General features: G+C 73.3%; 27 protein-coding genes. 12 read left to right on the top strand and 15 right to left on the bottom strand.

The genetic code is table 11. The features are described 5' to 3' along the window. Positions 1–62 precede the first annotated feature (62 nt). The 4 genes from JOE38_RS05700 to JOE38_RS05685 all read right to left on the bottom strand — a co-directional run bounded on the left by JOE38_RS05700 (position 63) and on the right by JOE38_RS05685 (position 3,775). Positions 63–1,031, bottom strand: coding sequence for a carbohydrate ABC transporter permease (locus tag JOE38_RS05700; RefSeq protein ID WP_204575256.1), 969 nt, complete (start codon positions 1,029–1,031; stop codon positions 63–65). Beyond that, positions 1,028–2,044: a carbohydrate ABC transporter permease gene (locus JOE38_RS05695; RefSeq protein ID WP_204575255.1), complete on the bottom strand. Its 1,017-nt coding sequence runs from the start codon at positions 2,042–2,044 to the stop codon at positions 1,028–1,030. Before JOE38_RS05695 ends, JOE38_RS05700 begins: the two co-directional genes overlap by 4 nt. Continuing rightward, a complete protein-coding gene (locus tag JOE38_RS05690) occupies positions 2,041–3,396 on the bottom strand; it encodes an ABC transporter substrate-binding protein (protein WP_204575254.1) in 1,356 nt (451 codons plus the stop codon). The genes JOE38_RS05695 and JOE38_RS05690 overlap by 4 nt, the downstream gene beginning before the upstream one ends. A gap of 118 nt (positions 3,397–3,514) precedes the next feature. Continuing rightward, on the bottom strand, positions 3,515–3,775 hold the full coding sequence (locus JOE38_RS05685) for a zinc-ribbon domain-containing protein (RefSeq protein ID WP_204575253.1): 261 nt from the start codon (positions 3,773–3,775) through the stop codon (positions 3,515–3,517). Between the two features lie 183 nt (positions 3,776–3,958). Here JOE38_RS05685 and JOE38_RS05680 point away from each other — a divergent pair, with 183 nt between their 5' ends. Genes JOE38_RS05680 through JOE38_RS05670 form a run of 3 tightly spaced genes read left to right on the top strand, consistent with a single transcriptional unit; the run spans position 3,959 to position 7,203 of the window. Next, the gene (locus tag JOE38_RS05680) at positions 3,959–4,447 is read left to right on the top strand and encodes an NfeD family protein (RefSeq protein ID WP_204575252.1); all 489 of its coding nucleotides are present in this window, start codon (positions 3,959–3,961) and stop codon (positions 4,445–4,447) included. A 31-nt stretch (positions 4,448–4,478) separates the two neighbouring features. Then, positions 4,479–5,939, top strand: a complete 1,461-nt coding sequence (locus JOE38_RS05675) for an SPFH domain-containing protein (protein WP_204575251.1) — start codon at positions 4,479–4,481, stop codon at positions 5,937–5,939. A gap of 49 nt (positions 5,940–5,988) precedes the next feature. Next, positions 5,989–7,203, top strand: coding sequence for an MFS transporter (locus tag JOE38_RS05670; protein WP_204575250.1), 1,215 nt, complete (start codon positions 5,989–5,991; stop codon positions 7,201–7,203). On the opposite strand, the gene JOE38_RS05665 is transcribed toward JOE38_RS05670, so the two are convergent. Beyond that, positions 7,200–8,081: a Rieske 2Fe-2S domain-containing protein gene (locus tag JOE38_RS05665; protein ID WP_204575249.1), complete on the bottom strand. Its 882-nt coding sequence runs from the start codon at positions 8,079–8,081 to the stop codon at positions 7,200–7,202. The two genes, JOE38_RS05670 and JOE38_RS05665, sit on opposite strands and share 4 nt — an antisense overlap. A 216-nt stretch (positions 8,082–8,297) precedes the next feature. Between JOE38_RS05665 and JOE38_RS05660 the strand changes: the two genes are divergently transcribed. Continuing rightward, a complete protein-coding gene (locus tag JOE38_RS05660; RefSeq protein WP_204575248.1) occupies positions 8,298–8,726 on the top strand; it encodes a hypothetical protein in 429 nt (142 codons plus the stop codon). Positions 8,727–8,886: 160 nt separating this feature from the next. Here the strand turns inward: JOE38_RS05660 and JOE38_RS05655 are convergent, their stop codons facing one another. From JOE38_RS05655 to JOE38_RS05630, 6 genes are all read right to left on the bottom strand, one after another. Further along, positions 8,887–9,618 (bottom strand): hypothetical protein, encoded by a 732-nt coding sequence (locus JOE38_RS05655; RefSeq protein WP_204575247.1) that lies wholly within the window; start codon positions 9,616–9,618, stop codon positions 8,887–8,889. A gap of 110 nt (positions 9,619–9,728) precedes the next feature. After that, positions 9,729–10,625 (bottom strand): glucose 1-dehydrogenase, encoded by an 897-nt coding sequence (locus JOE38_RS05650; protein ID WP_086522047.1) that lies wholly within the window; start codon positions 10,623–10,625, stop codon positions 9,729–9,731. Between the two features lie 46 nt (positions 10,626–10,671). Then, positions 10,672–10,962 (bottom strand): hypothetical protein, encoded by a 291-nt coding sequence (locus tag JOE38_RS05645; protein WP_239544754.1) that lies wholly within the window; start codon positions 10,960–10,962, stop codon positions 10,672–10,674. 2 nt (positions 10,963–10,964) lie between these two features. Next, a complete protein-coding gene (locus JOE38_RS05640; protein ID WP_204575245.1) occupies positions 10,965–11,249 on the bottom strand; it encodes a hypothetical protein in 285 nt (94 codons plus the stop codon). A 102-nt stretch (positions 11,250–11,351) separates the two neighbouring features. Then, positions 11,352–11,504: a hypothetical protein gene (locus tag JOE38_RS05635; protein WP_172405928.1), complete on the bottom strand. Its 153-nt coding sequence runs from the start codon at positions 11,502–11,504 to the stop codon at positions 11,352–11,354. A gap of 1 nt (position 11,505) precedes the next feature. After that, positions 11,506–11,817, bottom strand: coding sequence for a hypothetical protein (locus tag JOE38_RS05630; RefSeq protein ID WP_204575244.1), 312 nt, complete (start codon positions 11,815–11,817; stop codon positions 11,506–11,508). 211 nt (positions 11,818–12,028) lie between these two features. On the opposite strand from JOE38_RS05630, the gene JOE38_RS05625 reads away from it, so the two are divergent. The 3 genes from JOE38_RS05625 to JOE38_RS15705 are packed head-to-tail and all read left to right on the top strand — an operon-like array spanning position 12,029 to position 17,501. Continuing rightward, positions 12,029–13,639, top strand: coding sequence for a pyridoxal phosphate-dependent decarboxylase family protein (locus JOE38_RS05625; RefSeq protein WP_204575243.1), 1,611 nt, complete (start codon positions 12,029–12,031; stop codon positions 13,637–13,639). Further along, a complete protein-coding gene (locus JOE38_RS05620) occupies positions 13,636–15,003 on the top strand; it encodes a lysine N(6)-hydroxylase/L-ornithine N(5)-oxygenase family protein (RefSeq protein WP_204575242.1) in 1,368 nt (455 codons plus the stop codon). The genes JOE38_RS05625 and JOE38_RS05620 overlap by 4 nt, the downstream gene beginning before the upstream one ends. Next, positions 15,000–17,501: a GNAT family N-acetyltransferase gene (locus JOE38_RS15705; RefSeq protein ID WP_204575241.1), complete on the top strand. Its 2,502-nt coding sequence runs from the start codon at positions 15,000–15,002 to the stop codon at positions 17,499–17,501. The genes JOE38_RS05620 and JOE38_RS15705 overlap by 4 nt, the downstream gene beginning before the upstream one ends. 55 nt (positions 17,502–17,556) lie before the next feature. On the opposite strand, the gene JOE38_RS05610 is transcribed toward JOE38_RS15705, so the two are convergent. From JOE38_RS05610 to JOE38_RS05600, 3 genes are all read right to left on the bottom strand, one after another. Further along, a complete protein-coding gene (locus JOE38_RS05610; RefSeq protein WP_204575240.1) occupies positions 17,557–18,069 on the bottom strand; it encodes a hypothetical protein in 513 nt (170 codons plus the stop codon). A 301-nt stretch (positions 18,070–18,370) separates the two neighbouring features. Further along, positions 18,371–18,829 carry an Hsp20/alpha crystallin family protein gene (locus JOE38_RS05605; protein ID WP_194667546.1) on the bottom strand — a complete coding sequence of 153 codons (459 nt, stop codon included), beginning with the start codon at positions 18,827–18,829 and terminating at the stop codon, positions 18,371–18,373. Positions 18,830–18,964: 135 nt separating this feature from the next. Next, a complete protein-coding gene (locus JOE38_RS05600) occupies positions 18,965–19,315 on the bottom strand; it encodes a hypothetical protein (protein ID WP_045528564.1) in 351 nt (116 codons plus the stop codon). Positions 19,316–19,452: 137 nt separating this feature from the next. Between JOE38_RS05600 and JOE38_RS05595 the strand changes: the two genes are divergently transcribed. From JOE38_RS05595 to JOE38_RS05575, 5 genes are all read left to right on the top strand, one after another. After that, positions 19,453–20,145 carry an SDR family oxidoreductase gene (locus tag JOE38_RS05595; RefSeq protein WP_204575239.1) on the top strand — a complete coding sequence of 231 codons (693 nt, stop codon included), beginning with the start codon at positions 19,453–19,455 and terminating at the stop codon, positions 20,143–20,145. A 32-nt stretch (positions 20,146–20,177) separates the two neighbouring features. Beyond that, positions 20,178–21,563, top strand: a complete 1,386-nt coding sequence (locus tag JOE38_RS05590; protein WP_204575238.1) for a CoA transferase — start codon at positions 20,178–20,180, stop codon at positions 21,561–21,563. Between the two features lie 72 nt (positions 21,564–21,635). Next, a complete protein-coding gene (locus JOE38_RS05585) occupies positions 21,636–22,244 on the top strand; it encodes a MarR family winged helix-turn-helix transcriptional regulator (RefSeq protein ID WP_239544753.1) in 609 nt (202 codons plus the stop codon). Next, the gene (locus tag JOE38_RS05580; protein ID WP_204575237.1) at positions 22,241–23,191 is read left to right on the top strand and encodes an NmrA family NAD(P)-binding protein; all 951 of its coding nucleotides are present in this window, start codon (positions 22,241–22,243) and stop codon (positions 23,189–23,191) included. The genes JOE38_RS05585 and JOE38_RS05580 overlap by 4 nt, the downstream gene beginning before the upstream one ends. Positions 23,192–23,354: 163 nt before the next feature. Further along, positions 23,355–24,374: an NADP-dependent oxidoreductase gene (locus tag JOE38_RS05575; RefSeq protein WP_204575236.1), complete on the top strand. Its 1,020-nt coding sequence runs from the start codon at positions 23,355–23,357 to the stop codon at positions 24,372–24,374. Here JOE38_RS05575 and JOE38_RS05570 read toward each other — a convergent pair. After that, positions 24,319–25,506, bottom strand: a complete 1,188-nt coding sequence (locus tag JOE38_RS05570) for a YihY/virulence factor BrkB family protein (protein ID WP_204575235.1) — start codon at positions 25,504–25,506, stop codon at positions 24,319–24,321. The genes JOE38_RS05575 and JOE38_RS05570 overlap by 56 nt on opposite strands. Positions 25,507–25,590: the final 84 nt, after the last annotated feature.

Genomic DNA, 25,590 nt, shown 5'->3' with positions numbered 1-25,590 from the left:
CGCGGACGGCCGGGCAGGTCGCCCCGCCCGGCCGTCCGCGCATGCATCGGTCGCGTCGGGCGTCAGCCCTTCACGGCGCCGTCGGTCAGACCACCCCGCCAGAACCTCTGCAGCACGATCATCGCCGCGATGAGCGGGATGATCGAGACGAGCACGCCGCCCGTGGTCAGCTGGTAGAACTCCGGCAGCCGGTCGACCTGGCTCCGCCAGTTGTTGAGGCCGAGCGTGATCGGGTACAGCTTCGTGTCGGCCAGCATGATCAGCGGCAGGAAGTAGTTGTTCCAGATGCCGACGAGCTGGAAGAGGAACACCGTCACGAGCGCGGGCGTCATGGAGCGCAGCGCGAGCGTGTGGAAGATCCGCAGCTCGCTCGCCCCGTCGATCCGGCCCGACTCGATCACCGCGTCCTCCACGGACGCCTGCGCGTAGATCCGGCAGAGGAACAGGCCGAACGGCGAGACGAGCGACGGGATCAGCACCGACCAGTACGTGTTCGCGATGCCCATGCTGCTGAACAGCAGGAACAGCGGCAGCGCGGTCGCCGTGCCGGGCACGAGCACCCCGCCGAGGATCGTGCCGAACACGATGTTCGATCCCTTGAACTTGTACTTGGCGAGCGCGTACCCGCCGGCGGCCGCGAAGTACGTCGCGACGAGCGCGCCCACCCCGGCGTAGAGCACCGAGTTGAGGAACCAGCGCACGAAGATGCCGTCGTCGTACGTGAACACCATCGTGAGGTTCTGCCAGAGGTTCATGTTCGCGAACAGGAACCCGTTGGTGCTGAACAGGTCGGCCGTCGTCTTCGTGGCGGCGACCACGATGTAGTAGACGGGGACGAGGAAGTACAGCGCGACGAGCGTGAGGATCGCCGTGACGATGATCCGGGTCGCGGGCTTCGAGCCGGCGCCCGGCGTGCTGCCCGCCTTCGACGGACGGCTCACCTTCGCCTCGGCGGCCTGCGCGGCGCGCTTCTGCTCCGCCTTCTCGGCGGCGCTCTCGCTGGTGGTCGGTCGTGCCTCCGTGGCGGTCATGCGCGCGCCCCCTTCTTCCTCGCTGCGGCGGCTTCCCGCTCCTCCTTGGGCTTCCTGTTGGTGAACGCGAGGAACACGAACGACAGCACGAACGCGGCGAGGGCGATGATGACCGCCTGGGCCGCGGCGACGCCGTAGTCGTTGTACGCGAACGCCGTGGTGTACGCCGACAGGTTCGGCGTGTACTGCGAGTCGATCGCGGGGGCCGAGGTGGCGAGCACCTGCGGCTCCGCGAACAGCTGCAGCGTCCCGATGATCGAGAACACGGTCGCGAGCACGAGCGCCGGACGGATCAGCGGCAGCTGGATCGACGTCGCCGTGCGCCATGCGCCCGCTCCGTCGATGCGCGCGGCCTCGTACACGTCGCCGGGGATCGACTTCAGCTGGGCGATGATGATGAGCATGTTGTAGCCCGTGTAGGTCCAGGTCACGATGTTCGCGATGGACCAGAGCACGGTGCCGGCGCCGAGGAAGTCGAGCTGGATCCCGAGCATCTGGCCGATGTCGATGATGGGCGACAGGCCCGGGATGTAGAGGAAGCCCCAGAGGATCGTCGCGATGACGCCCGGCACGCCGTACGGCATGAAGTACGCCGCCCGGAAGAACTGGGGCCACTTCGCCGACGCCGACTCGAGCAGCAGCGCGAGGATCGTGCAGAGGATGATCATCACCGGCACCTGCACGATGCCGAACAGCAGCACCCGGCCGATCGACGCCGTGAAGGCGTCGTTCGCGAGCGCGAGCGCGTAGTTCTCGAACCCGGCGAACACGGTGGTCACGCCCTGCTCACCGAACAGGCCCTCCCGTCGCACGGTCGTGAACGACTGGAACACCGCGTAGATGATCGGCAGGACGAAGGTCAGCAGGAAGACCGCGAGGAACGGCGCGAGCAGCACCCACGGCGCGATGGTCTGCGACTTCTTCAGCTGGCCACGGCTGACGCCGGAGCGCTGCGCCCGGACGGGGCGGGTGCCGGCGCGCTCGCCGCTCGCCTGGCGCGTGTCGACGCTCATGCGGACGCCGCCTCGACGCGCAGGCCCTTGTTCTGGAAGGCCTCGATCACGGCCTCCTGCGCGAGGGGCAGGGACTCGACGAGGGTCTGACCGCTCGTGAGCTTGCGGCGGAACTCGTCCTGCAGCGTGTTCAGCGTGAACTGCGTGAGCGGGCACCAGGTCCAGTCGAGGTTCTGCTCCTTCGCCGCGGGCGCGAACACCTCCTCGTTGTAGCTCTGGCCGCTGAACCACTCGCTCGGCTCCTGCCGGGCGGCGCCGATGTAGTCGGGCGACGGCGACCAGCCGATGCCGGAGTTCTCGATCATCGCGTCGATGCCCTCCGGGGAGGTCGTCATCCACGTCATGAACTTGAGCGCCTCGGCGGGGTGCTTGCTGTTCGCGAGCACGGCCGCGGTGGATCCGCCGAGGTAGCTGGATCCGTACGCCCCGTCGAAGCCCCACGTCTGCATGGGCGCGACCTTCCACTTGCCCTCGCCGCCGGAGACCGACTGGATGAGGGCGTCGCCCCAGCTGGCGCTCGTGACGCCGAAGACCTTGCCGTCCGCGGCGGCCGCGGTCCACGGCGGGGAGAAGGCCGAGTACGAGGTGTTGACCACGTCGTCGTCGATGGCCTTGTCGAAGAACGCGGCGACCTCCATCGTGCGCTCGTCGAGCATGTCGACCACCCAGCGCTCGCCGTCGACCTTGAACCAGTTCGCGCCGGCCTGCGTCGCGTAGGAGGTGAAGACGGAGGCGTCGGCGACGGGGAAGCAGTCGAGGTAGTTGCCGGCGCCGGTCTTCCGCACCTCGGCGCCGAGCGTCGCCCAGTCGTCCCAGGTCGCCGGCGGCTGGCCGCCCACCTGGTCGAGGAGCTCGCGCTGGTAGTAGAAGGCCATGGGGCCGGAGTCCTGCGGGATCCCGAAGACGCCGTCCTGGAAGCTGACCTGCTTCCACAGCGCCTCGTCGTAGCTGTCCCTGTACTCCTCGACGCCGTAGCGGGTGAGGTCGACGAGCCCGTTGGCGAGGAGGAACTCGGGCAGCTGCCGGAGCTCGACCTGGCCGATGTCGGGTCCGCCGCCCGCCGTGATGGCGGAGTACATCTTCTGGTAGCCGCCCGCGTTGCCGCCGGGGATCCAGACCGCCTCGACCTGGATGTCGGGGTTCTGCGCGTTCCACACGTCGGCGACCTTCTGCAGGTCCTTCAGCCAGGCCCAGTACGTGAGCGTGACCTTCTCGCCGGCCTTCGCCGCGGGGATGACCGGATCGGAGTTGACCAGCCTCCCGCCCGGCGCCGAGCACGACGCGAGGGCCAGCGTGCCCGCGGCGGCGGCCCCCACCCCCAGTGCCTGTCTCCTGCTGATCGAATGCGTCATCGCATCCCTCCCGTCGTCGTTGATGGCAGATGGGCCGGAGCCCACGATCACTCTAAGCGCGCGACGAAACTTATTCCTAACCCCTGGTCGGGATTCCCGGGAGGACGACGGCGCGGGCTCAGCGGCGCGCGCCCCGGTTCCGCACGGCCCACTCGAGGGCGTGCATCGCCTGGTCCTTCGTGAGGCGCGTCTCGAGTTCGCAGTTCGGGCACTCGACGCGGTAGGTCGAGCGCAGCGGGACCAGCGGCACGAAGAACACCGTGAAGCGGAGCGTGCGGTGGAGCACGCGCTGGGCACTCGTCACGCCGCAGCGGAGGCACGCGAAGGTCACGATGACGATGAGGGCGTCGCGGGCGCGGGTGCCGAACAGGAGGATCACCTCCTGAGGCTACGCGCGCCGCGCGGAGCATAGGCGGTGGGGCGGCCCCCGGACGAGGAGGCGACGCTCCGCGGATCACCCGGTACGTTCGAGGGACACGCATCCAGCAGATCGGCCCCGCATGACCCCGCACCACGTCGGCGCGCACGTCACCGCGGCGGCGGCCTGCCCGGGAGCCGCGGCGTGATCGTCTTCGTGGTCGTGGGGGCCGTGGGCCTCCTGCTCCTCCTCTCCAGCATCGTGCTCGGCGACCTGCTCGACGCGATCGGCGGCGGCGACGGACTCGTGTCCGGCGTCGCGCTCGGCGCGGCCCTCGCCATCTACGGCGTCGGCGGCGTGCTCGCCGACCAGGCGGGCATCGGATCCGGCGGCGCCATCGCGATCGCCGTGGCCCTCGCGCTCGTCGCCCTCGTCGTGGTGCAGCTCACCGTCCGCTTCGTCGCGAAGCAGGAGAGCGGCGGCTCGTACTCGCCCGTCGGCATGGTCGGCGTCGTCACGTCGCCCACCTCGCCCACGGGCGGCGAGGTGCGGCTCGAGCACATCCGCGAGCTGGAGCGGCGGCTCGCCATGAGCGCGGAGCCGCTCGCCGTCGGCACCCGCATCCGCGTCGTCTCGGAGGACGGGTTCCGCGTGCACGTGGAGCCCGACGCCGACGGCGCCCCCACCACCTAGCAGCACCCGTCCCAACGAGAGGAACCATCCCGTGGACCTGATCTCCGGCGGCACGACAGCCATCGCCGTCATCGTCGTCATCGTCATACTCGTGGCGCTGGTGGCGTTCATCGCCTCCCGCGTCCGCCGCGTCCCGCCGAACCAGGCCCTCGTCATCGTCGGCCGCAACGCCGAGCGGAGCGAGGGCGGCGCCGGCTTCTCCAGCCCGCAGAAGGTCATCATCGGCGGCCGGACCTTCATCTGGCCGATCTTCCAGGAGGGCTTCACGCTCTCCCTGGAGCAGTACCAGACGAGCGTCACGGCCGAGGCGCGCGACGCGAACTTCATCAACACCGCGGTCGTCGCGACCGTCAACTTCAAGGTGACGGGCACCGAGGACGGCGTGCGCCGTGCCGTGCAGCGCTACCTCCTCCAGCAGGATGCCCTACCGGAGATCGTGCGCCAGTCGCTCGAGGGCGCGATCCGCGGCCTCATCGGCGACCGTCCCGTCGACGAGCTCGTCAAGAGCTTCTCGGTCGTGGCGCAGGAGGCCGTGAACCAGACCAAGAACGACCTCGCGGAGCTCGGCCTCCAGATCGAGACGCTCAACGTCCGCGAGATCACGACCCCCGGCAGCTCCTACCTCGACGACCGCGCGCGCTCCAACGCCGCGCGCGCCCGCCAGGTCGCCGAGGTCGCGGAGGCCGAGAACAAGCGGATCTCCGCGCTCGCCGCGATCGAGAACGACCAGCAGACCGCCGAGCGCCAGCTCGAGCTCGACCTGCGCCGCGCGGCCATCAAGGCCGACACCGACCGCGCCAACGCCACCGCGTACGCGGCCGGCGAGCTCGCGAAGGCCGAGCAGGACCGCCTGGTCGCCGACCAGGAGCGCACCGCCGTGGCCGCGCAGGCCGAGGTCTCGAAGGAGCGCCTGCGCATCGACGTGGAGCTCCCCGCCGAGGCGCGCAAGTACGCGACCGTCCAGGACGCGCAGGCCGCGCGTGACGCCGAGAAGGCGAAGGTCGACGTGGAGGTCTACCAGCGCACGCAGAACGCCGAGGCGGCGAAGACCGCGGCCGTGAACGAGGCCGCGTCCATCACCGCGCTCGGGAAGGCCAACGCCGACGCGATCCAGGCCCGCGGCCAGGCGGAGGCCGAGGCGGCCGCCGCGCTCGCCGAGGCGCAGAACAAGCTGTCGCGCGAGGCCCTGCAGGCGCGCATCATCGCGTCGATGCCGGAGATCGCGCGCGAGATGGCGGCGCCGCTCGCCAACGTCGACAACATGACGATCATCTCGGCGGACGGCGCGAACGCGCTCAACCGCTCGGTGGCCGAGAACATGGCGACGCTGCCGAAGCTGCTCAAGGACACCACGGGCATCGACGTCGCGACGGCGCTGAGCTCGTTCCTGGGGTCGACCGCCGCGGGCACGAGCGCGGGCGGGTCGGCGTCCGGCGCGACCGCCACGGACGTCGGCCCCGCGACGGCCGCGTCCGAGGGCGCCGGGATCTGATCCCGATGCCGCGGCTCCTCGGGGCGCACGCCGCCCCGAGGAGCACGGCGTGAGATCCCCGAGCCCGTTCGCGGGGCTGTGGGGCGCGAACGCGCTCTCCAACCTCGCGGACGGGCTCGTCTTCGTCACCATGCCGCTCGTCGCGGCGGGCCTCACCGACGACCCGCGCGGCGTCGCCGGGCTCGCGACGACGTACGCGCTCGTGCGGCTCCTGGTCGCGCTGCCCGTGGGCGTCTACGTCGACCGGCTCGACCGGCGCACGCTGATCGTCGTCGCGAACGCGCTCCGCGGCGTCGCCGTGCTGGGGCTCGCGGTCTCGATCCAGTCGGGCGTCGCGTCGCTGGCCGTGCTCTACGCGGTGATGGCCGTGGTCGGCGTGCTCGAGAGCGCCGCCGATGGGGCCGCGGTCGCCGTGCTGCCGTCGATCGTGCCGGCTGGCCGCCTCGACCGGGCGAACGCACGGATCACGGGCACGCAGCTCGTGGCCGACGAGTTCGTGGGGCCGCCGCTCGGCGGGATCCTGTTCGCGCTCGCCGCCGCCGTGCCCGTGTACGCGACCGGCGGACTGTGGGTCGCTGCAGGTGCGGTGGCGCTCGCGCTGCCGCGGCGCACGCGCGACGTCCCCCTCGCCTCCGCGGCGACGGGTGCGCCGCCGTCCCTGTTCCGTGAGGCCGCGGAGGGCGTGCGCTGGCTCGCCCGGCACCGCGTCGTCGGATCCCTCGCCCTCCTCGGCGGCCTCGCGAGCGTCGGCTACATGCTCCCGTTCTCGGTGCTCGTGCTCTTCGCGGGCGAGCGGCTCGGACTGGATGCGGCCGGCTACGGCGTCCTGCTCGCGGCCAGCGCGCTCGGCGGCCTCGCCGGATCCGCGATCGCCGCACCGCTCGGCGCCCGCCTCGGCTCCCGGTGGACCATCACCGCTGCCCTGACGCTCGGCGCCGCGAGCCTCGCCGGGCTCGCCGTCACGCGGGATCCGATCGTCGCCGGGATCCTGCTCGCGCTCTACATCCTGCACGCGGTGGTCTGGAGCATCTGCGCGACCACGCTCCGGCAGCGTCTCGTCCCGGCGGATCTCCTCGGCCGCGTGGGCGCGGCGGGGCGGGTGGTCAGCCTGCTCGGCCTCGCCGCCGGATCCGCGCTGGGCGGCGTGCTCGCGACTGCCGGCATCGAGCTGCCGACCGTCGCGGGTGCGGTCGTCTTCGCGGGATGCGCCGTGCTCGCGGTCGTGGCGCTGCGCGGATCCGTCGACCGGGATCCCGCGGCCTAGCCCGCGTTCGGCAGCCGCACCTCCACGAGCCCGCCCGTGACGCGGGTCTCGAAGCGGGGCTGCGGCGCGGTCGCCGGTCCGTGGATCACGGCGCCAGTCTTCAGGCTGAACACGCTGTCGTGCCACGGGCAGGTGACGCACGCCTCGCCCGTCTTCGGGTCGGTGCCGAGCTCGCCCTCGTCGAGCGGCGCGGACAGGTGGCTGCAGGTGTCGCTCAGCGCGTCCACCGTCATGCCGTTCCGGCGCACGAGGAGCGGGAGGCCGGCCACGTCGCGCTTCGCGAGGCGGCCGTCGGGCAGCTCGTCGAGGTGGCCGAGCTCCTGCCAGCCGGCGGGGAAGCGGTGCGGCACGTCCTCGGCGTGGTTGGCGCCCGCCGCCTGGCGGTAGGCGAGGTGGCCGCCGAGGAACCCGCCGGCGGAGACGAGGCCGAGGCCCGCGAGGCCGAGCACCTTGCCGCTGGCGTGCTTGCCGCGGGCGCGCTGGATCCAGGAGAGGCCGTAGAGGCCCGTCGCGAGCGCGTTCGCGGCCGAGTGCACGATGCCGACGCGCATCTGCTGCTCGTGCAGCTGCGACCAGTCGGCGTAGCCGGAGACGATGGAGGGCGCCGCGCTCAGCACTCCGACGCCCACGAGCGCGCGGCTGGCCTTCTCGTTGCCGGGCAGGAGGTCGAGGACCGCCGAGGAGACCCACGCGCCGGTCGGGATCAGCACGGCCACGGGGTGCAGCGGGTGCCCGAACGGCACGCCGTGCAGCAGGTCGGCCAGCGCCCGTGGCCTCAGCAGCGCGGTGGCGACGCCCTTCACGCGATCCACGATCGGATCCAGCGCCTCCGCGTCCTCGATCCTCGCGATGGCCGCGACGAGCTTCAGCTCCCTCATGGGGTCTCCTGCCGGTTCCGGCGCCGCCGTCGGCGCTCCCACCCAGGCAACGCCCCAGGGTGAGCAGTGGCAAGGCCGGGCGGGCGGATCCGATGCCGCGGCGCACCCGTCCCGCGTCCCCGCCCGCTCGTCCACAGGCGTCTCGGCCCCGGTCAGCGCGTCGCTACGGTTCGATCGCTCCCCGGCGACGGTCGCCGCGGACCAGAAGGAGTCCACATGTCCTCTCGCCTCGCAGCCACCCCGCGACCCGCCGCCCGGCGCCTCCTGGCGGCGGCCGTCCTCGCGGTGGTCGTCGGCCTCGGCGTCTCGGTGTCCGCCCCGACCGACCCGGCATCCGCGGCGCCTGTCGCGGCGTCCTCGTCCTCCACTGCGGACGCCGGCTCGATCGCGGCGAGCCAGGCGGGACTCGTCAACCGCTCCTTCTTCGTCACGCCATACGACCTCGCGCGACTCTCGTTCGGGCTGACCGACTCCTACAAGCTCGCGGCGCAGATCTGCACGGCGAATCGTTCGGGGAAGTCCTGCGTGCAGATCGTCTCCTACGTCCTCCGGGGCGGACAGGGCTCGGAGAACTGGCACACCTGCAACATCACCGGCGGATACACCGTGGTGTTCCCCGATCTCTTCGCGTCGCACTGCGGCTGACGGTCGCGCGGCACGCACCCGGCGGGAACCCCTCCCGCCCTCCTGATCGCTCCGGCGCTCTCCGCACGGCCCGACGGGCCGGAGGTCTCCTCCGGCCCGTCGGGCCGTGCGCGCATCGCGCCCGCCGTCCCGGGGCAGCGCTCCCGTCGTCCGCTGCCGATCAGGCGTCGGGGTCCCGGGCCGCGTGCCGGGACGCGACCGGTCGGCCATGCCGTGCCGCCCGGTAGCCCGGCGCCCGCAGCCGGCGCGTCCACGGGTACGTCGTGTCCCCGGGCGGGGCCGCGAGCACCGGATCGGCGCGCGTCGGGGTGTCGATGGGCCCGCTCGCGTCGTGGGCGAGATCGATCCGCGCGACCACGTGCCACCGTCCGCGCGGCGTCGCCTGCACGAGCCGCATCCGGACGGGCCGAGCCGCGAGCGCCCGCCCGAGGTCGGCGGCGCCGGCCGGCAGCGACGGATCCGCGTCCACCAGCACGCCGACGAGCACCGGCCCCGCGGATCCGCGGTACGGCATGAGCGTGGTGAGCCGCGCCCCGGAGAGGACGCCCCGCGGCGCGAGGAGGAACCGGCCGACCGGCGAGAGGCCCGTGGACGCGAGCAGGACGTCGACCGTCGTCCCGCCGTCGCCCGGGATCCGCAGCGCGAGGCCGAGCACGTCGGGGAGCGCGGGCGGGAGACCGCCGCCGCGCGAGAGCCGGGCGTCGATGGCGAGCGTCCCGTCGAGGGCGTCGAGCCACGCGAGCCCGGACGCGGCGCGGCCGGCGACGGGCGTCAGCGTCCCCGAGAGCGCGACGCCGTGCGGATGGAGGGGTCGCGGGCGCTGCATGAGGCGGATGGCGGCGACGATCCCCGCGAGGACGTTCCCGCCGACGCGGGCCGGGATGCCGGACATCTCCCGACCCTATTCCGGTGCGCGTTCCGCGTCCGGAACGCGACGACGCCCGGGCCGACCTGCTGGTCGGCCCGGGCGTCGGGCGGTGCGATGCGCCGGGGCGCGTCCCGCTACGGCGTCGGCATGCCGCCGTTGACGTTCAGCGTCTCGCCGATCACGTAGCTCGACTCGTTGGAGGCGAGGAACACGTAGGCGGGCGCGAGCTCGGCGGGCTGGCCGGCGCGGCCGAGCGGGGTCTGCTCGCCGAACTCGGGCAGCGCATCCTCGGGCTGGCCGCCCGCGGTCTGCAGCGGGGTCCAGATCGGGCCGGGCGCGACGACGTTCACGCGGATGCCCTTGGGCGCCAGCTGGCCGGCGAGGCCCTTCGAGAAGGCGTTGATCGAGGCCTTGGTCGTGGCGTAGTGCACGAGGTTGGGCGACGGCGCGTAGGCCTGGATAGAGGACGTGTTGATGATCGAGGAGCCGGGCTTGAGGTGCGGAAGCGCGGCCTTCGTGATCCAGAACATCGCGTAGACGTTGGTCTTGAAGGTCAGGTCGAACTCCTCGTCCGAGATGTCCTCGAGCGCGTCGACGTTCTGCTGCTTGCCCGCGTTGTTCACGACGATGTCGAGTCCGCCGAGGCCCTCGACCGCCTTCGCGACGAGCTCGCGGCTGAACTCGGCCGTGGCGATGTCGCCGGGGATGGCGACGGCCTTGCGACCGGCCTCCTCGATGAGGGCGACGACCTTCTTCGCGTCCTCCTCCTCTTCGGGGAGGTAGGAGAGCGCGACGTCCGCGCCCTCGCGGGCGTAGGCGATCGCGACAGCGGCGCCGATGCCGGAGTCGGCGCCGGTGACGAGGGCCTTGCGTCCCTCGAGGCGGTTCGATCCGCGGTACGTCTTCTCGCCGCGGTCCGCGGTCGCGTCCAGGTCGGCGTCGAGGCCGGGCCCGTCCTGCTGCTGCGCCTTCGGCTCGATGTCGGCGTACATCTTGGTCGGGTCCTGGAACGTGTACTGGTCGGTGCTCATGTGTCTCCTGGTGCTGTGTCCTGTGTGCGGGAAGGGGAGGGGTGGATCAGGTGGGCGGGGTGTCGTCCAGGTCGATGTCCTGGCCCGCGAGGTCGTTCTCGGCGAGCTCGGGCTCGGCCTCGCCGTCGACGCCGAGGACGTCGGCGGTGGGCTCCGCGTCGGCGCCCATGACGGCGTCGTCGTCGGGCTCCTCGACCGGCTCGTCGGTCTCGGGGAGGACGGTCTCGCCGGCGACCGCGTCGTTCACGACCGTGTCGTTCGCGAGGGCCTCGGTGTCGAGGGCCGTGTCGTCACCCGTGGAGTCGTCGGCGGGCGTGGTGGAGGTGGCGTCGGTCACGGTCACTCACCGGCCTCGGGCTTGGGGTGGCCGGGGATCGAGTCGCCGCTGAGGTTGAGCTCGTCGGGATCGACGTCGATCTCGCCGACGTCGTCGGGGCCGCCCGATCCGGGGAGCACCTGCACGTCGTCCGCTGCGGCGGGCACATCGTCGGAGACGCCCTCGCTCTCGACGATCTGCTCGCTCTGCTTCACCTGCGTGTCGTCCTCGCTGGGCGAGATGAAGTCCTTGTCCTGGTTGGTGTCTGAGGTGTCCGCGGGCTGGAGGCGCGGGTCGTCGGTGTCCATGCTTCCGACGCTACGCTCGGCCTCCCGCAGCGTGTGGCGGTGTTCAGGCAACGCGCATGTGCAGTGCCCGGGGCCCGTCGAGACGGCGCCTCCGGGGGCGGATCACTGGTCGTCGGGCCCCTCGCCGAACGGGTCGGGGGTGTCCTCGCGCGCGTCCTCCTCGGCGGCCTCCGCCTGCTCGGCGACCGAATCGGCGTCGATGGGCGCGGGCTCGGCGAGCGGGTGGCGCGGGGCGTCGGCGGCGGGATCCGTCACGTCAGCGGCCCTCGGGGTCGACGTGGCCGGATGCGTCGTCGGCGGGCGCGCTCATGTGCGAGTCGGCCGCGGTGACCGAGCGGTTGTCGGGGACCTCGGGGTAGTCGGCGCTCGCGGGATCCGCGTCCTCGACCTCGAGGGTGTCCTCCTCCGCGTGCCCGTAGTCGGTGCCGTCGGGGTCACGGACCGCGTCGCCGACGCCGGCGGGGGAGTCGCCGCCGCCGACCACGTCGTCCACGGTCACCAGCCCGTCGGGATCGCCGGGTCCGCGCCCGGTGCGGATGCCGTCGGTCTGCTCGTCTCGGTCGCTCATGCTCCTCACCCTACGAGGGGCGATCCGTCCTGACATCGATGCAGACGCCCCCGAATCGGGGTCGCGGCATCGCCTCGCGGAGGGTCCCCGCGAGTCGTCGTCGGCCGGGTTGCGTTCCCGTCCGAGCGCCTCCATATTAGGTGAGCCTTGCCTAACTGGGCTGGGTGCTCGTGACCCGGACACGGCTCCCCACCGAACCGACGAAGGACCCATGACCCTCTCCCCGCACGCCTCCCGCCCCTCCGATCCGGCCCTCGCCGACCGGCTCCCCGCCGACACCGCGACCGTCGCGGATCCCGCCGCCGAGCTCTTCTCCGACCGCTCCCTCCCCGGCTGGGACGCCGCCCTCCGCGCCGCCGCCGCCCACGTGCGCGCCGCCGCCCGCCGCGCCGACGGCCCGTTCACCGGCATCACGCCCGACCGGCTCCGCGGATCCTTCGCCGGGCTCGACCTCGACCGCCCGCTCGGCGGCCTCGACGACGCGCTCGATGAGCTCGACGACCTGTACCTCCGCGACGCCGTCTGGTTCCACGACCCGTCGTACGTCGCGCACCTCAACTGCCCGATCCTCATCCCGGCGATCGCGGGGGAGCTCATCCTCTCCAGCGTCAACACGTCGATGGACACCTGGGACCAGAGCGCGGGCGCGACCCTCATCGAGCGCGCGCTCATCGACTGGACCGCGGCCCGCGCCGGCCTCGGCGACGACGCGGACGGCGTCTTCACGAGCGGTGGCAGCCAGTCGAACCTGCAGGCGCTGCTGCTCGCGCGCGACGAGGCGGCGGCCGTGCACGGGCTGTCGATGGCCGACCGGCAGCGGATGCGGATCCTCGTCAGCGACGTCGGCCACTTCAGCGTCGAGAAGAGCGCGCGGATCCTCGGCCTCGCCTCCGACGCGGTCATCCGCGTGCCGAGCGACGACGCCAAGCGGATGCGCGTCGATGCCCTGGAACGCGAGCTCGCGCGCTGCTACGCGGCCGGGCTCCTGCCGATCGCGGTCGTGGCGACCGCCGGCACCACCGACTTCGGCAGCGTCGACCCGCTGCCCGCGATCGGCAACGTCTGCCGCCGCGAGGGGATCTGGCTGCACGTCGACGCGGCCTACGGCGGCGGCCTGCTGACCTCGCTCCGGCACCGGCACCTGCTCGACGGGATCGAGCGCGCCGACTCCGTGACGGTCGACTACCACAAGACCTTCTTCCAGCCCGTGAGCTCCAGCGCGCTGATCGTGCGCGACGGCCGCACGCTCCGGCACGCGACGCTGCACGCCGACTACCTCAACCCGGCGGATCGCGCGCACGAGGAGATCCCGAACCAGGTCGACAAGTCGCTGCAGACCACGCGGCGCTTCGACGCGCTGAAGCTGTGGCTGACGCTGCGGACGGTGGGCGCCGACGGGGTGGGGCGGATGCTCGACGACGTGATCGCGCTCGCCGACCGCACGTGGTCCGCGCTGAGGCGGGATCCGGCGCTCGAGGTGGTGGTGCGGCCCGAGATCAGCGCGCTCGTGTTCCGGTACGTGCCGGCGGGGGAGCGGGACGGATCCGCGGCGCCCGATGCCGGGGCGCGCTCCGACGCCGTGAACCGCGGCATCCGGCAGGCGATCCAGGACTCCGGCCGCGCGATGGTCGCCGCGACCCGCGTGGGCGGGCGCGCGCACCTCAAGCTCACGCTGCTCAACCCGGCGACGACAGACGCGCACATCGCGGAGATCCTGGGGATGGTGGTGGCGGCGGGCGATGCGCTCGACGCCGGGCTGGACGACGCGGCGGCCGGCGAGCCCACCGCGGCCGCCGACGCCGTCGCGGAGGCCGGCCGATGAGCGCCTCGGGCCGCATCCACGACGCCGTCGCGATCGGCCTCGGTCCCGCGAACCTCGGCCTCGCCTGCCTCGCCGACCCCCTCGACCTCGACCTCGTCGTGCTCGAGCGGAAGCCGCGCTTCGACTGGCACCCCGGCATGATGCTGCCGACCGCGCACCTGCAGACGCCGTTCCTCGCCGACCTCGTGACGCTCGCGGATCCGACCTCGCGCTTCTCGTTCCTCGCGTACCTCAAGGACACCGGGCGGCTGTACTCCTTCTACATCCGCGAGGACTTCTTCGTGCTGCGCAGCGAGTACGTCGCGTACTGCCGATGGGCGGCGGAGCGTGCGCGGGGGATCGAGCTCGACCGCGACGTGCGGGCGGTCTCGTTCGACGAGACCGAGGGCGCCTACGTCGTCGAGTCGGTCGACGCCGCGGGCGCCGCGCACGTGCACCGCGGCCGGAACCTCGTGGTCGGCGTCGGCACGCCGCCGTGGCTGCCCGAGGCCGTCCGCGACCTGCCGGGCGTGGTCCACAGCTCCGGCTACCTCGGCGCCAAGGACGCGCTTCAGGAGCGGGACGCGATCACGGTGGTGGGCAGCGGGCAGAGCGCGGCGGAGATCTACCGCGACCTGCTCGAGGACGTGGACTCCCGCGGCTACCGGCTCGACTGGATCACGCGCTCGCCGCGGTTCTTCCCGCTCGAGTACACGCGGCTCACGCTGGAGATGACGAGCCCCGAGTACAGCGACCACTTCTTCGGCCTGCCCGCGGATGCGCGCGCGGTGCTGCTGCGCGAGCAGCGGAACCTCTACAAGGGGATCGACTCCGAGCTCATCGACGACATCTTCCACACGCTCTACCGGAAGCGGCTCGCGTTCGACGCGCTGCGGGCCGAGGGGCGGCTCGCGGCCGGCGGCGACGCGGGATCCGGCGTGCCGACCCGGCTGCTGACCAACGCGGAGGTGGTGTCGGCGCGGCCGACGCCCGACGGCGGCGCGGTCCTCGGGCTGCGGCACGCGGAGACGGGAGCCGAGCGCGACTGGCCGACGAGCGCGGTCGTCATGGCGAGCGGCTACGACGCACAGGCGCCGCGCATCCTCGACGGGCTCGGCGACCGCGTGCACCGCGACGCACGCGGCCGCCTCGACGTGGCGCGCGAGCACACCGTCGACGCCGCCGGCACGCTCTTCGTGCAGAACGCCGAGGTGCACACGCACGGCTTCGTCGCACCCGACCTCGGCATGACCGCGCACCGCAACTCGCGGATCCTGCGCGCCATCACCGGGCGCGAGGACTACGCGGTGGAGGAGCGGATCGCGTTCCAGGAGTTCGGCCTGCCCGACGACGGACCCGCGGCCGGATCCGGGGTGCTCGCGTGAGCGCGCCCGTCACCGAGGCGTCCGCCGCCGAGTCCCTCGCCTCCGCCCTCGACCTCCGCCCGCTCGACCCGGATGCCGACGCTGCGCTCGTGCACGCCTGGGTCACCGCCCCGCGCGCCCGCTTCTGGCAGATGGAGCACGCGACCCTCGACGAGGTGCGGGCCGAGTACCGGTCCATCGCGGCGGATCCGCGGCGCGAGGCCTGGATCGGCCTCCACGACGGCGCACCCGCCTTCCTCGTGGAGGCGTACGACCCGGCCGACGACCCCATCGGCGCGCACCTGGATCCGCTCCCCGGCGACCGCGGCATGCACCTGCTCGTCGCCCCGCCGGCTGGCGACCCGCTGCCCGGCTTCACGACCGCGGTCATGCGGCACGTCGTCGCGCACCTCCTCCGGGATCCGGCCGTGCGGCGCCTCGTCGTCGAGCCCGACGTGCGCAACACCCGGATCCAGCGCCTCAACGAGCTCGTCGGCTTCCGGCCGCTCCGCGTCGTCGACCTCGGCACGAAGCACGCGCTCCTCAGCGTCGCCACGCGCGACGACGCCCTCCTGCACGCCACCCCCACGGACGGAACCGCCATGACCCTCACCCCCGACCGCAGGCGCGACACTCACCCCGAGACCCGGCCCGCCGCCGCGTCGAGGACCGCCGAGCCGGATCCGCGCGTCCACCGCGCCGCGCACCTCCGCCCCGACGTGTGGGCCGCCGCCACCCGCCACCTCGTCCGCAAGGCGCTCGCCGAGTTCGCGCACGAGCTGCTCATCGCGCCCGAGCGCGTGGATCCGGAGCGCGCTCCCGGTGCGCCGCGCCGCCCGCACGACCCGAGGCGCTGGGCCGACTACCGCGTCGCGAGCGCCGACGGCCGGAGCGTGTACTCGTACCGCGCCAGGATCCTCGAGCTCGACCACTGGGACGTCGACGAGGCGAGCATCCGCCGCACGGTCGACGGCCGGCCCGCCGAGCTCGACGCGACCGACCTCGTGCTCGACCTCCGCGACCGGCTCGGGATCACCGACGAGGTCCTGCCCGTCTACCTCGACGAGATCCAGAGCACGCTCTCGGCCGCCGCCTTCTCGCGCCTCCGCGCCGTGCCGGACGCGCGCGGCCTCCTCACGGCGTCCTACGCCGAGGTCGAGTCGACGATGGACGAGGGGCACCCCTGCTTCGTCGCGACCAACGGCCGCATCGGCTTCGACCTCGACGACCACGACCGGTACGCGCCCGAGGCCGGCCAGGACGTGCGGATCCTCTGGCTCGCCGTGCACGCGCGCCTCGCCCGCTTCACCGCGATCGACGGGCTCGACCGCGAGGCGTTCCTCGACGCCGAGCTCGGCGTCCCCGTCCGCGCACGGTTCCGCGCCCGCATGGAGCAGCTCGGCATCGACCCCGCCGAGCGCGTGCTCGTGCCGGTGCACCCGTGGCAGTGGGAGAACGTGGTCACCGTGACCTTCGCGGGCCTCATCGCCCGGCGCGACATCGTGCTGCTCGGCACGGGCGACGACGAGTACGGCGCGCAGCAGTCGATCCGCACGTGGGCCAACCGCACGACCCCCGAGCGCTGCTACGTGAAGACCTCGCTGTCGATCCTCAACATGGGCTTCACGCGCGGCCTCTCGCCGGCCTACATGGCGGTCACGCCGGCGATCAACGACTGGGTGCACGCGCTCGTCGCGGGCGACCCGGAGTTCGCGCGGCTCGGGTTCGGGATCCTCCGCGAGGTCGCCGCCGTGGGCGTGCGCGACGAGCGGGTCGAGTCCGCGCTGCCGCCCGGCCACTCCCACGGGAAGATGCTGTCCGCGCTCTGGCGCGAGTCGCCCGTGCCGGGGCTCGCGGAGGGCGAGCGGCTGATGAGCATGACGAGCCTGCTGCACGTCGACGCGCACGGCGACACGGTCATCGGCGCGCTCATCGACGCGTCCGGGATCGGCGCGGCCGCGTGGCTGCGGCGCTGGCTCGACGCCTACCTCGTGCCGCTCGCGCACGCGCTGATCGCGCACGACCTCGCGTTCATGCCGCACGGCGAGAACGTGATCCTCGTGCTGCGCGACCACGTCGTCGTCCGCGTGCTGATGAAGGACATCGCCGAGGAGGTCGCCCTCTTCGACACGGAGCGCGAGCTGCCGGAGGACGTGCGGCGGATCCGGATGGAGATCCCCGAGGACGAGCGCACCCTCACGGTCTTCACCGACGTGATGGACGGCTTCCTGCGCTTCGCCGCCGCGCTCCTCGAGGACCGCGACGACCTCGGCCCCGACGGCCTGTGGCGCGTGGCGGCCGAGGCGCTCGCCGACCACGAGCGCGCGCACCCGGAGCTCGCCGAGCGCATCGCCCGGTTCGACCTCTTCGCGCCGTCGTTCGACCGCTCGTGCCTCAACCGGCTGCAGCTGCGCGACAACCGGCGCATGGTCGACCTGCAGGCGCCGGTGATGCAGATCCACGGCTCGCTGCGGAACCCGCTCGCGATCCATCGGGGACTGCGGCCGCGCATCGGCTGAGGCGCCCGTCCGGGCATGCGAGGAGCCGCCGCCCGCTCTCGCGGACGACGGCTCCTCACATCGACTTCCGGTACTCCCGTTCGCCGACTACAAGAGCTGATACGACTACAACGGCACACGTGGTGCCGGCGATGAGGAGCACAAAGGTCGCGACTACCGTCTTCTGCAGACCAGGATCTATGGCCGCCATCGCGCCCGTGAGTGTGAACATCAGCGATGCAAGCCCGAAGAGCTTTCCCACATAGTCGGAGTCTTTTCGCTTCGCGACGTTATGCGCGAATGCTCGGAGGATCGCCCCTATCAAAGCTAGGACCACGCCGCCGAAGAGGATAATCGCCAGGAGCTGTTCCTGGATGGTTGTCAAAGTTGAATGATGGTCACTGGCCGTGCCGAGATCGTCAACGCTTCCGCTCCGGGAGGCGTCAAGGATCAATCGGCCTCCTAGGTCGACTAGGGCGAGGCCCAAGCCCAGGGAGGTGATGATCGTCACCGACAGCAGTAACAATCCGCCGCGCAATGCCCTTTCCTCTTTCTGCTCTTCGTGGTTAGTGCGACGATCATCCGCCATTGCATCTTCCTCTCGCCTTCTGAGGCGCCGTATCGCTTATGCGCGTGTCGTACGGCGGTGCGGTTCTTCCGCTCGGACGCGTCAACTCGATTCTCCACTCACGGCCATGGGCACGATCCTCCTCCTGGCTCCGGAGCATTCCAGCCCCAGTTGGGGCGTCATCGATCGGAGTCGCCGCGACAGGAACCTTTTCTCATGGACGGCGGGTTGGGCGATTCGGAGGGCGGCATGCGAGGAGCCGCCGCCCGCTCTCGCGGACGACGGCTCCTCGTGCGTGGGGCACCTCTGGTGCCCGGCCGGATCAGCTCGCGGCGTGCGCGCCCTGCTCCACCGTCAGCGTCCGGCCCTCCTGGCCCTGCTGCTCGTCGGACGTGACCGCGATCTTCCGCGGCTTCGCCCGCTCGCTCACCGGGATGGTGACGCTCAGCACGCCGTTGGCGTAGTGCGCCGAGATGCGCTCGGTGTCGATGCCCTGGCCGAGCGTCAGCTGCCGGAGGAACGTGCCGGCGACGCGCTCGCGCGTGAGCCACCGCACGTTCTGATCGCCGGCGAGCGTGCGCTCGGCGCGGATGGTCAGCAGCTGGCCGTCCACGTCGATGTCGACCGAGCCCGGGTCGATGCCCGGGAGGTCGGCGGCCAGCACGTAGGTGTCGCCCTCGCGGTGCAGGTCGATGGGCATCGGACGGTTCGCCTGGCGGGTCTCGGCCAGCGCGCCCATGGCGCGGTCCAGCTCGCGGAACGGATCGAAGGTCATGTTCATGCTCGACTCCTCTGATGATCTGCGGTGATGATCTCCGGGGTTGAGCCCCCTCGGCTCAACCACGATGAGATTAGCACTCGGCGCAGGGGAGTGCCAAGCCGTTCGCCGACGGCGAATGCCGCTCTCATCACCTCTTCAGGAGCGGCGGCGGAGGTCGCGCTCCATGCGCCCGATGAGCGTCCAGACCGCGCGCGAGAGGTCCGGGTGCTCCAGCGCGATGCCGCGCAGCAGCCGGTACTCGAAGCGCGCGACGACCCCCGGCTCGGTCGACGGGTGGCGCACGCGCGCCAGCTCCTCGGCCATCCCGTCGGCCTCCAGCGCGTCCTGACGGAGGGTCGCGACCACGTGCTCGTCCACGGTCGGCAGCTGGGGGATGATCTCCCACGGGTCGTCGCCGTTCCGGCAGCGGTGCTCGATCACGGCGTCCAGCTCGTCGCGGGCCTCCTGGCGCAGCACCTCGAGGCTGGCGGGGAAGCGGGCGTGCACGGGCGGATCCTCTCGGGTGGCGGGCCGACGCGCCTCGCGGCCGCCGGTCCCTCCACGCTACGTCACGCTCCGGACCGCTCCCGCCGGGGTGGCCGGATGCCGTCGATAGCCTGGAGGACCGCGACCCAGGAGGATCCATGACCGACCACGCCCGCCCCGTCGCCCTCGTCACGGGAGCCACCCGCGGCATCGGCCGCGCCGTCGCCCAGGACCTCGCCCGCACCCACCGCGTGATCGTGCACGGCCGCGACCGCGACGCCGTCGACGCGCTCGCCGCCACCCTGCCGGACGCCGTCGGCTGGGCCGCCGACCTCGCCGCGAGCGGCCTCGCCGACCTCGTGCCGGAGCTCGACCGGCTGGACGTCCTGGTGCACTCCGCGGGCGTGATCGGCGGCGATGCCGTGGCGGAGACGCCCGTCGACGAGTGGCGCCGCGTCTTCGAGGTCAACGTCTTCGCGGTCGCCGAGGTGACGCGCGTGCTCCTGCCGGCGCTCCGGGCGGCGAAGGGCCAGGTCGTGCTCGTCAACTCCGGATCCGGCTTCACGGCGAACCCGACGGGCGGCGTCTACGCGGGATCCAAGTTCGCCCTCCGCGCGCTCGGCGACGCCCTCCGCGAGGAGGAGCGCCCGAACGGCGTCCGCGTCTCGAGCGTGCACCCGGGCCGCGTCGCCACCGACATGCAGCGCGAGCTCCGCGCCAAGGAGGGCGGCGAGTACGACGAGACGCGCTACCTCGAGCCCGCCTCCGTCGCGCGCGCCGTGCGCCTCGTCGTCGACCAGACCCGCGACGGCACGCTCGAGTCGGTGTCGCTGCGCCCGTTCGGGGGCTGATCCGCGTCCGACCGGCGGCGTAGCGTGCGGGCATGACGACCCCGGGATCCGACGACGCATCCGGGTTCTCGGTCGCGGCGGCCCTCCTCGGCGAGGCCGCACCGATCCGCGTCGTGGGCCGGGGCTCCCTCCGCTCCTCGCTCCCCGTGACGGACCTCGCCGTGTCCGCGCTCGGGCTTCTCGGCGGCGCGGTGGCCGCGCTCGGCGAGGCGGTCGGCCTGCCGCGCCCGCACGAGGTCGTCGTCCACCGCGGGCGCGCCGAGGCGTGGTGCGGGCAGCACGTGGAACCGGTGGGGTGGGCGCTGCCCTCGCCGTGGGATCCGCTCTCCGGCTCGTTCCCGACGCGCGACGGCTCGTGGATCCGCACCCACGCCAACGCGCCCCGCCACCGCGCCGCGCTGCTCCAGGTCACCGGCTGCGCGCCCGAGGCCGACGTCGCGGCGCTCGCCCGGGCGATCGCCGGGTGGGACGCGATCGCCCTCGAGGACGCGGTGGTCGCGGCGGGCGGGGTGGCGGCCGCCCTGCGGACCGCGGGGGAGTGGGCCGCGACGGACGCCGGCCGCGCGGTCGCCGGCGAGCCGCTGGTCGCGCGGGAGGACGGCGGCCGGGGCGCCGACGCGGCGCGCTGGCGGCCCACCGCGGAGGCGCCGCTCGCGGGGATCCGCGTGCTCGACCTGACGCGCGTCATCGCGGGCCCGGCGTGCACGCAGGCGCTCGCGGCCCTCGGCGCGGACGTGCTCCGGCTGGATCCGCCGGACTGGGACGAGCCCGCCGTGCTGCCGCTCGTGATGGCCGGCAAGCGGACCGCGCGGCTCGACGGCCGGACCCCGGACGGCCGGGCGCGCCTCGCCGAGCTGCTGGCCGGCGCGGACGTGCTCGTGCACGGCTACCGTCCCGGCGCCCTCGACGCGCTCGGGTTCCCGCCCGACGAGAGGGAGCGGATCCGCCCGGGCCTCGTCGACGTGACCGTCGACGCGTACGGCTGGACGGGGCCGTGGGCGGGGCGACGCGGCTTCGACTCGATCGTGCAGAGCGCGTCCGGGATCGCGCACGCGGGCATGGTCGCGGCGGGCGGCGACCGTCCCGTGCCGCTGCCCGTGCAGGCGCTCGACTGGGGCACGGGGTACCTCGCCGCCGCCTCCGCGGTCGCGGGGCTGGCGGGGCGGGTGCGCACCGGGCGCGGATCCGCCTGGCGGCTCTCGCTCGCGCGCACCGCGCACGCGCTGCTCGCGCTGCCGCGCTCCGCGGATCCGGACGCGGGCGGCATCGGGGACGCGGACGACTCGCCCCCGCGGCGCGTGACGACCCCGCTCGGCGACGCGCTCATGTCGGCGTCGCCCCTGCCCGTCGGCCCCGCGTCGCTCTCGCCGACGTGGATCCGCACCGCGCTCGGGAGCGACGCACCGATCTGGCGCTGACCCGCGGTCGTGGACGCCGAGAGGGTGAAATGATCTTTTGACGAGACGATCTCGCACGGATACGATCTCCGCATGAGCTCATCCGCCTCGACCCGCGACCCGGACCACGCCGAGGTGGACGCCTCGGGCATCGACTGGGGCTCCGGCGGCATCGAGACGCAGTTCGGCTGGTCCATCCAGGCCGTCTACCAGGGCTTCGTGCGCACGGCGCAGGCCGCCGTCGCCGACGTGCCGGGCGGCCCGCGCGGGTACCAGGTGCTCGTCGCGATCACCACGGAGGAGCCGTCGTCGCAGCTGGCGCTCGCGCAGCGCCTCGGCATCGACAAGACGCAGATGACCTACGTGATCGACGCGCTCGCCGAGGGCGGGCACGTCGAGCGGCAGCCGCATCCGCGGGACCGCCGGATCCGGCAGGTCGTGCCGACCGATGCCGGTCGCGCCCTGCTGGCGACGGCGCGCGTCGCGCTCGGCGAGGTGGAGGACGGCCTGATGGGCGGCCTCGCCCCGGACGAGCGCGTCGCGCTCCGCCGCCTCCTCGCCCGCGTCGCCGTCGGCATCGGCGTGGCCGCCGGCCCCGCCGCCGAGCAGTCGGACGCCGCGCGCCTCGAGCAGCCCGTCGCCGCCCCCCACCGCTCGCGCCGCTCGGCGCGCCGCACCACCCCAGATGGAGAACCCGCATGAGCACCTCGACCCCCGCATCCGCATCCTCGTCCGGCCCCGTCGTCGTCGCCGGCGCGACCGGCGACCTCGGCCGCCGCATCGTCCGCGAGCTCCTCGCGGCCGGCGCCCGCGTCCGCGTCCTCACCCGGCCCGGCAGCACCGCGGCGGCCGAGGCCTGGGGCGACGACCCGCGCGTCGAGGTCGTCGAGGCGGCCTACACCGACCGGGCCGCGCTGATCCGCGCGGTCGCCGGCGCGCGCGTCGTCGTCTCCGCCGTGAGCGGCGCCCGCGCCGTGATCGTGGGGGCGCAGCGCGCGCTCCTGACGGCGGCGGTCGCGGCCGGCGTGCCGCGCTTCATCCCCTCGGACTACTCCGCCGACTACCGCCGCGTCACGCCCGGGAGCAACCGCAACTTCGAGCTGCGGCGCGAGTTCGCGGCCGACCTCGACGCGGCGCCCATCCGTTCCACCTCGGTGCTCAACGGCGCCTTCGCCGACATGCTCACGGGGCAGGCGCCCATCGTCCTGTTCGACCGGCGCCGCGTCCTCTACTGGTCGTCCGCCGATCAGGTGCTCGACTTCACGACCAAGGACGACACGGCCCGCGTGACGGCGCTCGTCGCGCTCGACGACGACGCGCCCCGCGTGGTCGAGGTGGCGGGGGACCGGGTCACGGCGCGCGACCTCGCCCGCATCATGACCGAGATCACCGGCACGCCCTTCGCGCTGCAGTGGGCGGGATCCACGGGCGTCCTCGCGACGGCGGGCAAGGCCATGCGCCGCATCGGCCGCGACGAGCAGGAGACCTTCCCGGCCTGGCAGGGCATGCAGTACCTCGTGAGCATGTACAGCGGCGAGGCGGAGCTCCTCCACGTCGACCGCGAGCGGTTCGGCGCGCACGCCTGGACGAGCGTGCGGGACGTCCTCGCCGCGCACGTCGCCGCGCGCGGAGCCTCGGCCGCCGCGTAGCCGCACGCGGGATCGGGGCGGCCGGGCGACGCGCCCGGCCGCCGCGTCACGAGGCCACGGCTCGCTGGGTGCCGCATCCAGGGGGCGGTGGAAGGGTGGGGCCGCGCCACGAGCGCCGTGGGCCGGCCGTCCGACCGCCCGCACCCGAGAACGAAGGAGACCCATGTCTGCACGCAGCATCCAGTGGCAGCTGGCGAAGCGCCCCACCGGCGAGCCCACCCCCGACGACGTCCGCCGCGTCGAGGTCGACCTGCCCGACCTGGCCGACGGCGAGGTCCGCGTCGAGAACGAGTTCATCTCCGTCGACCCCTACATGCGCGGCCGCATGAACGACGTGCCGTCCTACGTGCCGCCCTTCCAGCTGGACGAGGCCATGACGGGATCCGCCGTCGGCCGCGTCGTCGAGTCCCGCTCCGACGACCTCGCGGTCGGCACGCTCGTCAGCCACATGCTCGGCTGGCGCGACGTCGCCCAGGGCCCGGCCGCCGGCTTCCGCCCCGTCCCCGAGGTGCCCGGCGTGGCATCGTCCGCCCACCTCGGCGTGCTCGGCCTCACGGGCCTCACCGCCTACGTCGGCCTCACCCGCATCGCGTCCATCACGGAGGGCGACGTCGTCTTCGTGTCCGGCGCCGCCGGTGCGGTCGGATCCATGGTCGGCCAGATCGCCCGCCTGCTCGGCGCCTCGCGCGTCGTCGGCAGCGCCGGATCCGCGGAGAAGGTCGAGCGCCTCACCTCGCACCTCGGCTTCGACGCCGCGTTCGACTACCACGGCGGCGACCTCGAGGCGAAGCTCGCGGAGGCGGCGCCCGACGGCATCGACCTCTACTTCGACAACGTCGGCGGCGACCACCTCTCCGCGGCGCTCGGCGCCCTCAAGGACTTCGGCCGCGTCGCCAACTGCGGGTCGATCTCGACCTACAACTCCACCGGCGAGGAGATCGCGATCCGCAACACGGGCCGCATCGTCACGCGCGGCCTCACGCTCCGCGGCTTCACCCTCGGCAACCACCAGGACCTCGCGCCCGAGTTCGCGGCGAAGATGGGCCCGTGGCTCGCCGAGGGCCGCATCACGGCCGACGAGACCGTGATCGACGGCATCGACCGCGCGTTCGAGGCCTTCACCGGCCTCATGCGCGGCGAGAACGTCGGGAAGATGGTCGTGCGGACCAGCGCCTCCGCCTGACCCGCACCTCCCTCGCGTCGTCCTCGGGGAGCGTCGGCGGGGCATCCGCCCGGCGCTCCTCGGCGGCCCCCGCCTCCCGGCCCGACCGCGCCTCGCGCAGGCGCCGCCCCTCGTCCTCGAGGAGGGCGCGGCGCCGCGCGAGGCGGTCGGCGCGGGTCGTGTCGCGCACCGGCAGGCGCAGCGCGTGCTCCGCGGGGATCCCCGCCTGCAGCTGCCGGGCGCGGATGATCTCCACGTCGAGCTCGCCGCCCAGCACGAGCGACAGGTTCCCGATGTAGAGCCACAGCAGCAGCACGATCACCGCGCCGAGCACCCCGTACGTCGATTCGTAGGTCGCGATGGTCGTCACGTACCAGACGAAGCCGGCCGTGCCGAGTCCCCAGGCGACGATCGCCACGAGGCTGCCCCACGTGAGCAGGTCCACGCGGCGCCGGCGCAGGTTCGGCGTCGCGGCGTAGAGCACCCCGATGATCCCCGTCAGCAGCACCACGAGCAGCGGCCACTTCACGACGGCCCACACCACGAGCGTCGTGTCGCCGAGGCCGAGCTGCTGCCCGAGCGCGCGGGCGCCGTCGTCGGTGAGCAGCAGCATCCCGACCATCACGACGCTGACGACGAGCAGCGCGACCGTCACCCCGAGCATCAGCGCCCGGTACTTCACGAGCGGCCGGCCCTCCTCCGTCTCCTGCACGCGGTTCATGGCGCGGCCGAACGCGGTGACGTAGGCCGCCGAGGTCCAGAGCGCGCCGAGGAAGCTCACCGTGAATGCGATGCCCGACCGCGGCCCGTCGGCGAGCTGCTCGACCGGGTCGCGGATCACGTCGACCGCCGAGTCGCCCAGCACCGCCGTGAGGACGCCGAGCACGCCCTCGACGCCCGCGCGCGTGTCGCCGACGACGCCGATGAGGCTGAGCACCGCGACCGCGGCGGGGACGAGCGAGAGCGTGGAGTAGAAGGTGAGGCTCGCGGCCATGTCGATGCCGCGGTGCTTCATGAAGCCGTAGACCGCGCGACGGCAGGCGTACCAGCCGAGCTCGCGACCGATGCGCTGCCGCCGGTGGAGGGCGGCCTCCTCGAGCTCGGCCTGCGGCAGGGCGTCGTCGGGCGCGGCGCGGCGCGGGCGGATGGGCATGCCCGCCAGTCTGACCCACGCCCGGGGTCCCGGCGCTCCCGGCGACCGTCGGCGGCTGGCCGCGCCAGGCCGGGTGCGCTACAC

Source organism: Clavibacter michiganensis, assembly GCF_016907085.1.
Classification (GTDB): domain Bacteria; phylum Actinomycetota; class Actinomycetes; order Actinomycetales; family Microbacteriaceae; genus Clavibacter; species Clavibacter michiganensis_O.
Note: the sequence above shows the minus strand (reverse complement) of the source record. Positions and strands in the feature narration are given on the sequence as shown.